Genomic DNA, 15956 nt, shown 5'->3' with positions numbered 1-15956 from the left:
CGCTGGTGGCGATCGCCTCGGCGCTGATCAAGGTCGCGCCGGAAGACATCGATGGCGAGACGCCGCTGAGCGAGTACGGCTTCGACTCGGTCACGCTGACCGAGTTCGGCAACGCCCTGAACCGGCAATACCGGCTGGAACTGGCACCGACGATCTTCTTCGAGTATCCCACGCTCGGCGCGCTGGGCGATTACCTGATGCGCGAGCACAAGGCCCTGCTCGAGCCGCAGTTCGCGTCGGTGGGCGCTTCCGCGCCTGTACCTGCTCCAGCGCCGGAAGCATTGGCGACAGGCGGATCCGTACCGTTGCCGAGCCGGCGCCCGCGCACGGTCGCGCGCAGCCGGGCGCAGGCACCGATAGCCGTTCGCAGCCAGGCGACGGCGAGCAACGAGCCGATCGCGATCATCGGCATGAGCGGGCAGTTCCCGCAGGCACCGGATCTGACATCGTTCTGGCAGAACCTGCTGGAAGGCCGCGACTGCATCACCGAAATCCCGCGCGAGCGCTGGGACTGGCGGGCGTGGTACGGCGATCCGGCGCGCGAACCGAACCGCACCAACATCAAGTGGGGCGGTTTCATCGACGGCGTGGACGCCTTCGACCCGATGTTCTTCGGCATCTCGCCGAAGGAAGCGGAGCTGATGGATCCGCAGCAGCGCCTGATGCTGATCCACGTGTGGAAGGCGCTGGAGGATGCGGGCTATGCCGGACCGGCGCTGACCGGCAGCGACACGGCGATCTATGTCGGCACGGGGGCGACCGGTTATGCCGGCTTGCTCAGCCGCGCCGGGCGCGCCGGCGAGGCGCATGCCTCGACCGGCGGGGTGCCTTCGGTCGGCCCCAACCGCATCAGCTATCTGTTCGACTGGCATGGCCAGAGCGAGCCGGTGGAAACCGCCTGCTCCAGTTCGCTGGTGGCGTTGCGGCGAGGCGTGGAGGCGATCCGCAGCGGCCAGTCGTCGGTTGCGGTGATCGGCGGCGTGAACACCCTCGTGACGCCGGAAGTGCATGTCAGCTTCAACAAGGCCGGCATGCTGAGCGAGGACGGCCGTTGCAAGACCTTCGCGGCGGAGGCCAACGGCTACGTGCGCGGCGAAGGCGTCGCGATGCTGGTGCTGAAGAAGCTGTCCGAGGCCGAGCGCGACGGCGACCACATCTACGGCGTGGTGCGCGGCGTGGCGGAGAACCACGGCGGCCGCGCCAATTCGCTCACCGCGCCGAATACCAAGGCCCAGGCGGCAGTCATTCGTGAGGCGCATGCGCAAGCCGGGATCGATCCGCGCACGGTAGGCTACATCGAGGCGCACGGCACCGGCACGCCGCTGGGCGATCCGGTGGAAGTCAACGGGTTGAAGGCGGCTTTCCAGGCGCTGTATGCGGCCACCGGCGACGTGACGGTGAACGGTACCCACTGCGGCCTGGGTTCGGTCAAGACCAATATCGGCCACCTGGAGCTGGCCGCCGGCGTGGCGGGCGTGGTCAAGGTGCTGCTGCAGATGAAGCACCGCACGCTGGTGCGGAGCCTGCACAGCGAAGCGCTGAATCCGTACATCGCTCTGGATGGCAGCCCGTTCTACGTGGTGCGCGAAACGCAGCCGTGGAAAGCGCCGATTGATGCGCAAGGCCGGCCATTGCCGCGGCGTGCGGGCGTGAGTTCGTTTGGCTTCGGTGGCGTGAATGCGCATGTGGTGCTGGAGGAGTACGTGCAGGCCGAACCGGCGTCCTCCACCGGAGGAATAGAGGCGGTGGTGCTTTCGGCACGCAGTACCGGGCAACTGCAGGCCCAGGCACGGCAACTGCTGGCATTCCTGGGCGCAAAGGAAGCGTCGGAGTTTTCACTGGCGGATATGGCCTACACCCTGCAGGTGGGCCGCGAGGCCATGCAGGAGCGACTGGCCCTGATGGTCGCCTCGCTGGATGAGCTGCGCAGCAAGCTGGCGCGGTTCGCAGCGGGTGAGGCCGGCATCGAGGCGTGCTATCGCGGGCGAACCAAGCCAGGCAAAGGCAGGCTCAAAGCAGTTGCAGTTGAACCGGATCGCGCGGGCGGCCACGGAGCAAGCCTCGATCCAGCCGACCTGGGCCGGACGCTGGAGGGCTGGGTCGACGGAGAAGAGGTCGACTGGAAGGCATTCCGGCACGGTCGCCAGCCACGTCGGATCAGCCTGCCATCCTATCCGTTCGCGTGCGAGCGCTATTGGGTCGACGGCGGTGTCGCATCACTCGTCGCCGCCGCACCGGTCGTGCTGCATCCCCTGCTCCATCGCAACATCTCGGATCTCTCGGCGCAGCGCTACGCCAGCACGTTCGACGGCGAAGAATTCTTCCTGGCCGACCATCGCGTGGAAGGCCGGCGTGTGCTGCCCGGCGTGGCGCAGCTCGAGATGGCGCTCGCTGCCGTGTGCGAAGCGACCCGGCAGGACAGCGGCTGGACGCTGGGCAAGGTGGTATGGGCGCGTCCGGCCATGGCCGGGGCGGCTGGCCTGGCCTTGCGGCTGACGCTGTATCCGGCAGCGGACGGCACGATCCGCTACACCATCGACGGCGATGCCGGCGGCGAACGCACGATGCATGGGCAGGGCATCGCCAGCCAGAGGTTGGCCATCGGCGCCGGCGTTAGCCTCGACCTGGCCGCGCTGCGTGAACAATGCGGCAAAGAGCGACTCGGCGCCGCGCAGTGCTATGCCTTGTTCGATCGGCAAGGCTTGCAGTACGGCCCATCTTTCCAGGGCCTGGAGGAGCTGTTCGCCGGCGAAGGGCAGGTGCTGGCGAAGATCGTCCTGCCGCCGACGCAGGCATCGTCGCTGCACGCCTACCGGTTGCATCCGAGCCTGCTCGATGCCGCGCTGCAGGCCTCGCTGGGCCTCCAGCTTGCCGCGGCGGGCAGCGGCGATCGGACGCTGCTCCTGCCTTATGCGCTCGAGGCACTGGAAATACTGGCGCCCTGCGTCGCCACGATGTGGGCGTTCGTGCGCCGCAGTACGGGGACGGCGGCTGCCGATCCCGTGCAGAAACTCGATATCGATCTGTGCGATGCGACGGGGCACGTCTGCATTCGCATGAAGCAGCTCAGCTTGCGCGCCTTCGACGCCAAGCCGCTGCCGGGCATGAACACCGAACGGACGACTTCCGCTATGGCCGATTTGACGCACGCAACCCCCTCTCACCATCATGAAACCACCGAAGCCCGCGCCCCGGCCGTTGGGCCGGAGACGGCGAACGAGCTGCTGCGTGAGAGAAGCATCCAGCACTTCAGGCGGTTGATCGGCGCGACGGTCAAGCTGCCGGCCGACAGTATCGAAGCCGGAGCGAACTTCGAGCAGTACGGCATCGACTCGCTGCTCGTGCTGGAGCTGACCAATGCCTTGCGCGAGGTATTCGGCGCGGATCGCATTAGCACAACCTTGTTCTTCGAACACCAGACCATCGCCAGCCTGGTCGAGTACTTCATGCAAGCCGAACCCGAGGCCTTGCTGCGCTGGACTGGCCTGGAGTCTGCCGCGGCGCCGCCGGCCCGGCATGCTGCCGCGTCGGCACCGGTATCGGCGCCCACGCCTGCGCTGATCGAGGCGATCGCTTCGCCGCTGCCGCAGCATGGTTGGTCGACCGGCCACGCCCGTTTCCGCAGCGGAGAAACGGTGGCGCAGGCAGCGCCCACACTGGTTATCGAGCCCGCGGCTGCGCCACGTTTCGACGTGGCCATCATCGGTCTGTCGGGCCGCTACCCCGGTGCGGACAACGTCGAGCAGTTCTGGGAAAACCTCGCTGCCGGTCGCAATTGCATCTCGGAGATTCCGGCGGGGCGCTGGGACAACAGCCGTTATTTCGACGAACGCAGGCATCAACCCGGCAAGAGCTACACCCGATGGGCCGGCCTGCTGGACGACATCGACTGCTTCGATCGGCTGTTCTTCAATATCACTCCGCGCGAAGCGCGCCTGATCGGGCCGCAAGAGCGGTTGTTCATGCAGGAGGTGCATGCGTGTATCGAGGACGCCGGCTACACCCCGGCGAGCCTCGGCTCTAGCCGCAGGATCGGCTTGTATGTGGGCGTGATGAACGAGAACTACGCCACCGGCGTGCGCTTCTGGTCGATCGCCAACCGCGTCTCTTACCTGTTCAATTTCCAGGGGCCCAGCATGGCGGTGGACACCGCTTGCTCGTCTTCCCTGACGGCGGTGCATCTGGCGATCGAGAGCCTGCGCAGCGGCGACAGCGAGGTGGCGATCGCCGGCGGCGTGAATCTGATCGTGGCGCCCTCGCACCTGATCGACCTGTCCTCGATGACCATGCTGTCCGGCGGCGACCGCTGCAAGTCTTTCGCGGCCGACGGCGACGGCTTCGTCGACAGCGAGGCGGTCGGCGCGCTGCTGCTCAAGCCGCTGCACCGCGCGGTGGCCGACGGCGACCACATCTACGGCGTGATCAAGGGCAGCGCGATCAACGCAGGCGGCAAGACGCACAGCTATATGGTGCCCAACCCGAACCTGCAGGCGCAGTTGGTGAGCGACGCGCTGCAGCGTGCCGGCGTGGACGCACGCGCGGTCAGCTATGTGGAGGCGCAGGGCACCGGCAGCAGCCTGGGCGACCCGATCGAGATCGCCGGCCTGTCCAAGGCATTCCGCCAGTGGACGCAGGATCGGCAGTTCTGCGCGATCGGTTCGGCCAAGTCCAACGTGGGGCATAGCGAGAGCGCCAGCGGTTTCGTGGCGATCAGCAAGGTGCTGATGCAGATGAAGCACCAGATCCTCGCGCCCAGCCTGCATGCCGCCGCACTCAATCCGGACATCCCGTTCGCCGACTCGCCGTTCGTGCTGCAGCAGACGCTGGCGCCGTGGCTGCGCCCGGTGCTGGAGGTCGATGGCCGGTTCAGCGAGCTGCCGCGGATCGCCGGCGTGTCCTCGTTCGGCGCCGGCGGCGCGAATGCGCACCTGGTGATCGAGGAATACATCGCGCCGCCTGCCGCCGCCCAAAACGTTGGCCCGGCGTCGGCGATGGTGCTGCTGTCGGCGCGCAATGCCGAGCGCTTGCAGATCCAGGCGCAGCGCCTGCTGGCGGCGATCATGCCGGCGAGCATTGATCCCGGGCTCAGCCTGGCCAACCTGGCCTATACCCTGCAGGTGGGCCGTGAAGCGATGGAAGAACGGCTCGCGCTGCGGGTGGATTCGCTCGACGAGTTGCGGCACAAGCTCGCGGCCGTCGTGGAGGGAGCTGAAACCGAAGGCGTCTATCGCGGCCACGCCAAGCGCGGCGCCTTCGCCATGCTCTCCGGCGACGAGGACATGAGCTTGGCGGCCCAGGCATGGGTCGGCAAGGGCAAGTCCGGCAAGCTGCTCGAGCTTTGGGTCAAGGGCTACAACTTTGACTGGAACGTGCTGTACGCCGAACAGGGGGCTGCGCAGGCAGGGCATCGCCGCCCTCGCCGTATCAGCCTGCCGACCTATCCGTTTGCGCGCGAGCACTGCTGGACCGATGTCCGCTACCCGGATCTGGTCGAGACCCCGGATCCTGTCGTCGCGGCGCCTTGGCCAGCGCAGGCGGACATCGCGCCGCCTGCCGGGAGCGTGATTGCAGCGGCGGCCCGGCAGGATCGACCGGCGCCTGTGCTGCGGCATGAGGAGGCGGTCGCTGCATTCGATTCCGAGTCGACAGGGCTCGTCGGCGCCCCCGCCGTTGCCGAGTCTGCCGTTCGATCGGATACCGCGATCGAGCCTGCGCCTTTCGCAGCGATGACGCCGGACGCGGCACCCGGCGAGGCCGTGGCCGATCATGAGCAGGTGGTCGCCAGGATCTGGCAGGAACTGTTTGGACGTCCGTCGATCGAGCCCGACGACAACTTCTTCGAGCTGGGTGGCGACTCGTTGCTGGCTACCCAACTGGCCTCGCGGATTCGCGCCGAATTCAAGGCGGAGCTGCCGATGAGCGCAATCTTCGAGGTGCCGACGGTGGTCTCGCTCGCCGCCAGGCTGAAGTCGATGGGGGCGATGCTAGGTCTGCCGGACAATGGATCGGGAGCGCCGCGGGCTGCCCACGAAGCGTTGCCGCCGCTGGCCCATGCGCCTTCGCCGGCGCGGGTCGAGTCGCCGGTGCACGATGCGCTGGACGAAAGTGCATGGGAGCAGCAACTGGACTACTGGAAGCACCGGCTGGCCGGCAGCCCGAGCCTGCTGACGTTGCCGACGGATCGGCCGCGGCCGCCGGAGCTGAGCCAGCGCGGCGCGTCGCTGGCGTACCAGGTTCCGGTGCCGCTGGTGGCGGAGTTGCAGGCGCTGGGCCGGCAGACCCAGAGCACGCTGCTCATGGTGCTGTGCGCGGCGTTCAACGTGCTGCTGGCGCGTTATTCGGGGCAGGATGATATCTGCGTGGGCATGCCGGTCGTCGAGCGTGATCGGCCGGTGACCGCTGGCCAGACCGCTTCCTCGGGCAACATCCTGGTGTTGCGCACTGAGGTGGATCTGGCTGCCGATTTCCGTGGCCTGCTGCAGCAGGTGCGGAAGCACCTGGTGGATGCCCATGCGCATCGGCAGCTGCCGTTCGGACGGCTGGTCGAGGCGCTTCAGCCGGGGTGGCAGGCGAGCCATGTGCCGCTGTTCCAGGCCATGCTGGCCTGGCAGGACGCATCGTCGGCTACGCCGGATCTCTCGATCGGGCTGGCGGATCGCGCCGGCAGGACGGTCATGCCCGATCTGATCCTGGTGCTGGCCGAAGGCCAGCCGGCGTTGCAGGGGCGCTTCGAATACAACGCCGACCTGTTCGACGCCACGACCATGGTGCGGCTGGCGGGTCACTTCACCCGGCTGCTGCAGGCGATCGTGGCGGCGCCGGGGTGTGCGGTGGGCGAGCTGCCGATGCTGGACGAGGCGGAACGGCAGCAGCTGCTGTACGGCTTCAACGGCACCGCACGCCGCTACCCGGCGGTGCAGCCGGCGACGCAGACCCTGCACCAGCTGTTCGAGGCGCAGGTGGCGCGTACGCCGGAACGCGAGGCGGTGGTGTACGAGGGCGTGTCGCTGAGCTATGCCGAGCTGAACGCACGGGCCAACCGCCTGGCGCGCTACCTGCGCGACCAGGGCGTGGGCCCGGACAGCTTGGTCGGCCTGTGCATGGAACGCTCGCTGGAGATGATCGTCGGGCTGTACGGCATCCTGAAGGCGGGCGGCGCCTACGTGCCGCTGGATCCGGGCTATCCGCCGGAGCGGCTGGCGACGATCCTGGCCGATGCCGAACCGGCCGTGGTGCTGACCCAGGCGCACCTGCGCGCGGTCTTGCCGGCAACGACCCTGCCGGTGTTCTGCCTGGATCGCGAGGCCGCCACGCTGGCGGGCTACGGTGCCGCCGATCTGGCGAACCACACCGAGCCGGGCCACCTGGCCTACGTGATCTACACCTCGGGCTCGACCGGCAAGCCGAAGGGCGTGGGCATCGACCACCGCGGCATCGTGAACCGGCTGCAGTGGATGCAGGAAGCGTATGTGTTGACGGCGACGGATCGGGTGCTGCAGAAGACGCCGTACAGCTTCGACGTGTCGGTGTGGGAGTTCTTCTGGCCGCTGCTCGAAGGGGCGACCCTGGTGGTAGCCAAGCCGGGCGGACACCAGGACGTGGGCTATCTGGCGGAGCTGATCGACACGCAGCGCATCACCACGCTGCACTTCGTGCCGCCGATGCTGGAAGTGTTCCTCAACGAGGTGGGCGCAGGCGGCGGTCGGACGCTGCGGCAGGTGATGTGCAGCGGGCAGGCTTTGCCCCTGGAACTGCAGCAGCGGTTCTACGCCCATTGGGATCACGTGGCGCTGCACAACCTGTACGGGCCGACCGAGGCCTCGGTGGACGTGACGTACTGGGCGTGCCGGAAAGACACGACGCTGGGCAGCGTGCCGATCGGTCATCCGATCGCGAACATCCAGATCCACCTGCTGGACGAGGCGCTGGAGCCGGTGCCGGTGGGAGTGGTGGGGCACCTGTATATCGCGGGCGTGGGCCTGGCGCGGGGGTATCTCAAGCGGCCGGAGTTGACGGCGCAGTCGTTCGTGCCGAACCCGTTCAGTGCGGAGCCTGGGTCGCGGATGTACAGGTCGGGGGATCTGGCGCGCTACCTGCCGGACGGCACGATCGAGTACCTGGGTCGCAGCGACCACCAGGTGAAGATCCGTGGTCTGCGGATCGAGCTGGGGGAGATCGAGTCGGCGCTGGCGGGGCAGGCGTCGGTGCGCGACGTGGTGGTGCTGGCGCGGGAGGACAGCGCGGGCGACCAGCGTCTGGTGGCCTACGTGGTGGGCCAGGACGGTCGGGCGGCGCCGGAGGCGGACGAGCTGCGGGCGGCATTGGCGCAGACGCTGCCGGAATACATGGTGCCGGCCTACTACGTGGTGCTGGAGCGGCTGCCGCTGACGGCGAACGGCAAGGTCGACCGCAAGGCCCTGCCGGCGCCGGACATGACGCGCAGCGACGCCGGCTACATCGCGCCGCGCACGCCGGATGAAGCGCTGATGGCGCGGCTGTGGGCGGAGGTGCTGAAGCTGGACAAGGTCGGCATCCACGACGACTTCTTCGCGCTCGGCGGCCACTCGCTGCTGGCGACGCAACTGCGTTCGCGCGTGCGCCATGCCATGCGGGTGGAACTGCCGCTGCGCGCGCTGTTCGAAGCGCCGACGATCGCGGCGCTGATGACCAAGGTGGCCGAGGCCGGGGAGCAGGCGCCAGTCGCGCCGATGTTGCCGGCAAGCCGCGAGGCGCCGCTGCCGTTGTCGTTCGCGCAGGCGCGCCTGTGGTTTCTCGACCAGTACGAATCGCGTCGCGCGATCTACAACATCCCGTCGCCCATGCGTCTCACGGGTCAGCTGGATGCCGAGGCGCTGGCTCGCGCGCTCGGCGAGATCGTGCGCCGCCACGAAGCCTTGCGCACCTGCTTCGTGCTAGCCGGCGACGAGCCGGTGCAGGTCATCGCGCCGGCATCGGCGGTGCCGGCGCTGGAGCGCACGGATCTGAGCGGCCTGCCGGCGGCCGAGCGCGAGACGCAGCTGCGCCGGCACCTGCAGGAGGACGTGCGCGCGCCGTTCGATCTGGTCGCCGGGCCGTTGGTGCGCTACCGCCTGATCCGCCTGGCCGAGGACGAGCACGTGCTGCTCCTCACCATGCATCACATCGTTTCCGACGGCTGGTCGGTGGGAATCGTGATGCGCGAGCTGGATGCCTTGTACCGCGCCTTTGCGCAGGGCCTGCCGTCCCCGTTGCCGGAGCTGCCGATCCAGTACGCCGATTTCGCCCAGTGGCAGCGTGCGTGGCTGGACGGCGGCGTGCTGGAGCAGCAACTGGCGTACTGGCGGCGCCAGCTGGCCGACAGCCCGAGCCTGCTGGCCTTGCCCACGGATCAGCCGCGGCCGGCGAGGCCGAGCCATGCGGGAGCCACATTGTCGTTCACGCTGCCTGCGCCGCTGGTCGCGGAACTGCAGGCACTGGGCCGGCAGACCCAGAGCACGCTGTTCATGGTGCTGTGCGCGGCGTTCAACGTGCTGCTGGCACGTTATTCGGGGCAGGACGACATCTGCATCGGCACGCCGATCGCCAACCGCAGCCGCACCGAGATCGAAGAACTGGTCGGCTTCTTCGTCAACACGCTGGTGCTGCGTACCCAGGTCGATCTCGCCGCCGATTTCCATCAACTGCTGGAGCAGGTGCGGCGGCACACGCTGGATGCCTACGCGCACCAGGACGTGCCGTTCGAGCAACTGGTCGAGTGCCTGCGGCCGGAGCGGCACGCCGGTTACACGCCGCTGTTCCAGGTGATGCTGGTGCTGCAGAACACCCCGGCGGATGAGCTGGCCCTGCCGGGCCTGTCGGTCGAGGCGTTGGACAGCGAGAGCGTGACAGCCAAGTTCGATCTCACGCTGATCCTCACGGAAGGCAAGCAAGGCCTGCAGGGCTGCTTCGAGTACAGCACCGACCTGTTCGACGCTGCCACCATGACGCGCATGGCGGGGCATTTCACCCGGCTGCTGCAGGCTGCTGTCGCCGATCCGAACCGCGCGGTCGGCAAGCTGCCGATGCTCGACGAAGCCGAGCGTCACCAGTTGCTGCACACGTTCAACCAGGCCGCAGCCGCGTCGCCGTCCCGCGCCGGCATCCAGGCGCCGGGCCCGGGCACGCTAAGCATCCATCGGCGCTTCGAGCTGGTGGCAAGCCAGATACCCGATGCCCTGGCGGTGATCGACGGCTCGGCACGCCTCACCTATGCCGAGCTCAACCGCCGCGCCAACCAGCTGGCGCACCTGCTGCATGCGCGCGGCGTGCGCGCCGGTGATGCGGTCGCAGTCGCCCTGCCGCGCAGCATGGACTTGATCGTTGCCGAGCTTGCCATCGTCAAGGCCGGGGCCGCCTATGTGCCGCTGGATGCGGTGCTTCCGCTGGAGCGGCAGGCGCACATGCTCGGTGACTGTGCCGCCGCCTGCATGATTACGCGCGGCGGTATCGACGCGCCTGACCTGGCTGGCAGGCTGGAGCTTGACCGGCCCGAGATCCAGGCCGAGCTGGCGCGAGAGCCCGGCCACGATCTGGCGATCGACGTCGACGGCGAGGCGCGCGCCTACGTGATGTACACCTCGGGCTCCACCGGGCAATCCAAGGGCGTGCAGATACCGCACCGCGCGATCGAACGCCTGGCCATCGACAACGGCTATCTCAACCTGCAGCCCGGCGATCGCTTCGCCTGCGCGGCCAACCCGGCCTTCGACGCCAGCACGCTGGAGATCTGGGTGCCCCTGCAGACCGGTGCGACCGTCGTGGTGGTCGGCCAGGACGAACTGCTGGCGCCGGATCGCCTGGCCGCGCTGATCCGCGAACAACGCATCAACGGCATGTGGATGACCGTGGGCCTGTTCAACCAGTATGCCCAGGCGCTCGGCAGCGCCATTTCGCAGCTGCGCGCCCTGATCATCGGCGGCGACGTGCTCGATCCGCACATCGTCGGCCAGGTGCTGCAGAACAATCCGCCCAAGCGCCTGATCAACGGCTACGGCCCCACCGAGACCACCACGTTCGCGGCCACCTACGACATCAGGCAGGTGGTGCCCGGGCGCAGCATTCCCATCGGCCGTCCGATCGGCAACACCCGCATCCACCTGCTGGACGGCCAGCTGCAGCCGGTGCCGGTCGGCGTCGCGGGCGAGCTCTATATCGGCGGAGCCGGCGTCGCGCTCGGCTATCTGCACCTGCCTGAGCTGACCCGCGAACGTTTCATCGACGATCCGTTCGCGCCGCCCGGCGAGCCGCATGCTCGCCTGTACAAGACCGGCGACCTGGGCCGCTACTTGCCCGACGGCAACATCGAATTCCTCGGGCGCAACGACTTCCAGGTCAAGCTGCGCGGCTTCCGCATCGAGCTCGGCGAGATCGAATCGAAGCTGCAGGCCATACCGTCGATCCGCGAGACCGTGGTGCTGGCACGCGAGGACAGTGCGGGCGACAAGCGGCTGGTGGCCTACCTGGTGGCGCACGCAGGAGAGCAGGTGCCTGACACCGCGCAGCTGCGCGCGATCCTGGTGCAGTCGCTGCCGGAATACATGGTGCCGAGCTACTTCGTGGCGCTGGAACGCATGCCGCTGACGGCGAACGGCAAGGTCGACCGCAAGGCCTTGCCGGCGCCGGACATGACGCGCAACGAAGCCGGCTACATCGCGCCGCGCACGCCGGATGAAGCGCTGATGGCGCGGCTGTGGGCGGAGGTGCTGAAGCTGGACAAGGTCGGCATCCACGACGACTTCTTCGCGCTCGGAGGCCACTCGCTGCTGGCGACCCAGCTGATGTCTCGGATCAGGCGCAGCGAATGGCAGGCCGACCTGCCGCTGCGCCTGCTGTTCGAGGCGCCGACGATTGCGGCGCTGATGCCTAAGGTGCTCAAGGCGGATACCCGCACCCATGTGGTGCCGCTGGTGCCGGTGAGTCGTGCGGAACCCTTGCCGCTGTCGTTCGCGCAGACGCGCCTGTGGTTCCTCGACCAGTTGCAGCACCACAATGCGTTCTACAACATCTCGGCGGCCGTGCGCCTGACCGGGCATCTGGAGGTGCAGGCGCTGGAACGCACGCTCAACGAGGTAGTGCGCCGGCACGAAGCTCTGCGCACCACCTTCGTCATGGTCGGTGACGAGCCGGTGCAGCTGATCGCGCCGAACCTGACGCTGCCGCTGGCGATCACCGACCTGAGCGGCCTGCCGGCGGCGGAGCGCGAGGTTCAGGTGCGCCAGCTGCTGCAGGAGGAAGTGCGCGCGCCGTTCGAGTTGGCGTCCGGCCCGTTGATCCGCTACAGCCTGATCCGCCTCGCCGAGGACGAGCATGTGCTGCTGCTGGCGATGCACCACATCGTCTCCGACGGCTGGTCGATGGGCATCGTGGCGCGCGAAGTAGCGGTGCTGTACTGGTCTTTCACGCAGGGACTGCCGTCGCCGCTGCCCGAGCTGCCGATCCAGTACGCCGACTTCGCCCAATGGCAGCGCCAATGGCTGAGCGGCAAAGTGCTGGAGCGCCAGTTGGACTACTGGAAGCGCCGGCTGGCCGGCAGCCCGAGCTTGCTGACGCTGCCGACGGATCGGCCGCGGCCGCCGGAGCTGAGTCAGCACGGCGCGTCGCTGGCGTACCAGGTTCCGGCGCCGCTGGTGGCGGAGTTGCAGGCGCTGGGCCGGCAGACCCAGAGCACGCTGTTCATGGTGCTGTGCGCGGCGTTCAACGTGCTGCTGGCGCGTTATTCGGGGCAGGACGACATCTGTGTGGGCACGCCGATCGCCAACCGCAACCGATCGGAGATCGAGGATCTGGTCGGCTTCTTCGTCAACACGCTGGTGCTGCGCACCCAGGTCGATCTCGCCGCCGACTTCCATCAACTGCTGGAGCAGGTACGGCGGCACACGCTGGATGCCTATGCGCACCAGGACGTGCCGTTCGAGCAACTGGTCGAGGCCTTGCGGCCGGAGCGGCATGCCAGCTACACGCCGCTGTTCCAGGTTCTGCTGATGTTGCAAAACACGCCGATGGCCAAGCTGAGGCTGCCCGGAATGCAGCTCGAGCTGATGCCGAGCGAGAGCGTGACGACGCATTTCGACATTGCCCTCAGCTTGGTCGATGAGGGCGCAGCGGGCCTGCAGGGCTGTTTCGAGTACAACACCGACCTGTTCGATGCCTCGACCATGGTGCGGCTGGCGGGTCACTTCACCCGGCTGCTGCAGGCGATCGTGGCGGCGCCGGGGTGTGCGGTGGGCGAGCTGCCGATGCTGGACGAGGCGGAACGGCAGCAGCTGCTGTACGGCTTCAACGACACCGCGCGCCGCTACCCGGCGGTGCAGCCGGCGACGCAGACCCTGCACCAGCTGTTCGAGGCGCAGGTGGCGCGTACGCCGGAACGCGAGGCGGTGGTGTACGAGGGCGTGTCGCTGAGCTATGCCGAGCTGAACGCACGGGCCAACCGCCTGGCGCGTTACCTGCGCGACCAGGGCGTGGGCCCGGACAGCTTGGTCGGCCTGTGCATGGAACGCTCGCTGGAGATGATCGTCGGGCTGTACGGCATCCTGAAGGCGGGCGGCGCCTACGTGCCGCTGGATCCGGGCTATCCGCCGGAGCGGCTGGCGACGATCCTGGCCGATGCCGAACCGGCCGTGGTGCTGACCCAGGCGCACCTGCGTGCGGTCTTGCCGGCAACGACCCTGCCGGTGTTCTGCCTGGATCGCGAGGCCGCCACGCTGGCGGGCTACGGTGCCACCGATCTGGCGAATCACACCGGGCCGGGCCACCTGGCCTACGTGATCTACACCTCGGGCTCGACCGGCAAGCCGAAGGGCGTGGGCATCGACCACCGCGGCATCGTGAACCGGCTGCAGTGGATGCAGGAAGCGTATGTGTTGACGGCGACGGATCGGGTGCTGCAGAAGACGCCGTACAGCTTCGACGTGTCGGTGTGGGAGTTCTTCTGGCCGCTGCTCGAAGGGGCGACCCTGGTGGTGGCCAAGCCGGGCGGACACCAGGACGTGGGCTATCTGGCGGAGCTGATCGACACGCAGCGCATCACCACGCTGCACTTCGTGCCGCCGATGCTGGAAGTGTTCCTCAACGAGGTGGGCGCAGGCGGCGGTCGGACGCTGCGGCAGGTGATGTGCAGCGGGCAGGCTTTGCCCCTGGAACTGCAGCAGCGGTTCTACGCCCATTGGGATCACGTGGCGCTGCACAACCTGTACGGGCCGACCGAGGCCTCGGTGGACGTGACGTACTGGGCGTGCCGGAAAGACACGACGCTGGGCAGCGTGCCGATCGGTCATCCGATCGCGAACATCCAGATTCACCTGCTGGACGAGGCGCTGGAGCCGGTGCCGGTGGGAGTGGTGGGGCACCTGTATATCGCGGGCGTGGGCCTGGCGCGGGGGTATCTCAAGCGGCCGGAGTTGACGGCGCAGTCGTTCGTGCCGAACCCGTTCAGTGCGGAGCCTGGGTCGCGGATGTACAGGTCGGGGGATCTGGCGCGCTACCTGCCGGACGGCACGATCGAGTACCTGGGTCGCAGCGACCACCAGGTGAAGATCCGTGGTCTGCGGATCGAGCTGGGGGAGATCGAGTCGGCGCTGGCGGGACAGGCGTCGGTGCGCGACGTGGTGGTGCTGGCGCGGGAGGACAGCGCGGGCGACCAGCGTCTGGTGGCCTACGTGGTGGGCCAGGACGGTCGGGTGGCGCCGGAGGCGGACGAGCTGCGGGCGGTATTGGCGCAGACGCTGCCGGAATACATGGTGCCGGCCTACTACGTGGTGCTGGAGCGGCTGCCGCTGACGGCGAACGGCAAGGTCGACCGCAAGGCCCTGCCGGCGCCGGACATGAGTCAGGGCAGCATCGGCCGCGTGGCACCGCGTACCGTCGCCGAGCAACTGGTCGCGGACATCTGGCGGGATCTGCTGAAGGTCGACCTGGTCGGCATCCATGACGACTTTTTCGCACTCGGCGGCCATTCCATGCTGGCCGTGCAACTGGTGTCCCAACTGCGCAAGCGCACGGCGGCGGCGATCGAGCTGCGCCACCTGTTCTCGTATCCCACGCTGGAGGCGCTGGCGGCCTTCATCGATTCGAACCAGCCGAAATCCCGGCATCCGAACCTGGTGCCGATCCGCCCGCAGGGCCGGCGGACGCCGCTGTTCCTGATCCATCCGGTCGGCGGTGAAGTCCAGTACGCCTTCGAGCTGGCACGCCATCTCGATCCGGATCAGCCGGTGTATGCGCTGGCCGCCAGCGGCCTCGCCGCCGGCGAAACGCCGCGCAGCAGCATCGTCGAGATGGCGGCGGCTTACCTGCAGGCGATGCGCGAGATCCAGGCCCACGGCCCGTATAGCGTGGCCGGCTGGTCGCTGGGCGGCATGATCGCCTACGAGATCGCCCACCAGTTGCTGGCAGCCGGCGAGGCGGTGAACTTCGTGGGCATGATCGATACCGGCAGCAGCCAGTTCCTGCGCGACCGCTGGTATGCCGAGAACGATGCCGAATTCGACGAATGCCAGGCGTTCCTGAACTGGATCGCTGACCAGCGCGCTGAATGCGGCGATGCCGGGCCGCATGCCGAGTTGCTCGCACTGGCGCAGGCCAAGGACATCGACGCGATGATCGCGTTCTGCCAGCGCGAGGCCTTGTTGCCGGAGCAACTGGACATGGCCTGGGTGCGCCGCATCCTGGCAGTCTATTTCAGCGGTGCCAAGGCGGCCATCGGCTACCACGCGCCCCCTGCGGCAGCGCCGGTGATCCTGCTCACCGCCGACCACGGCCAGGACGAGGACGCGACGCTGGGATGGGGCAGCTTGGCGGGAGATCGGTTGCAGCTGGTTCCCGTCGGCGGTAGCCACCTCACGATCGTGAAATCGCCCTGCATCGAAAAAGTGGCGCGCGAGTTCTCGGCGCGGATGCGCCGCCACGTTCCGAGCGCCCAGCTCTCCTATGCCGACTGA

Annotated in this window: 1 protein-coding gene (cut by a window edge); it reads left to right on the top strand. The window is 68.1% G+C overall.

Translation table 11 applies throughout. The features are described from left to right. Positions 1-15956: the final stretch of an amino acid adenylation domain-containing protein gene (locus ACZ5Z2_RS10930; protein ID WP_464758601.1), read on the top strand. 20734 nt of this gene lie to the left of the window's left edge; 15956 of the gene's 36690 nt are visible here — the last part of the coding sequence; its start codon lies beyond the left edge, outside the window; it ends in the stop codon at positions 15954-15956.

This window comes from Rhodanobacter sp. G1 (assembly GCF_055397855.1).
Note: the sequence above shows the minus strand (reverse complement) of the source record. Positions and strands in the feature narration are given on the sequence as shown.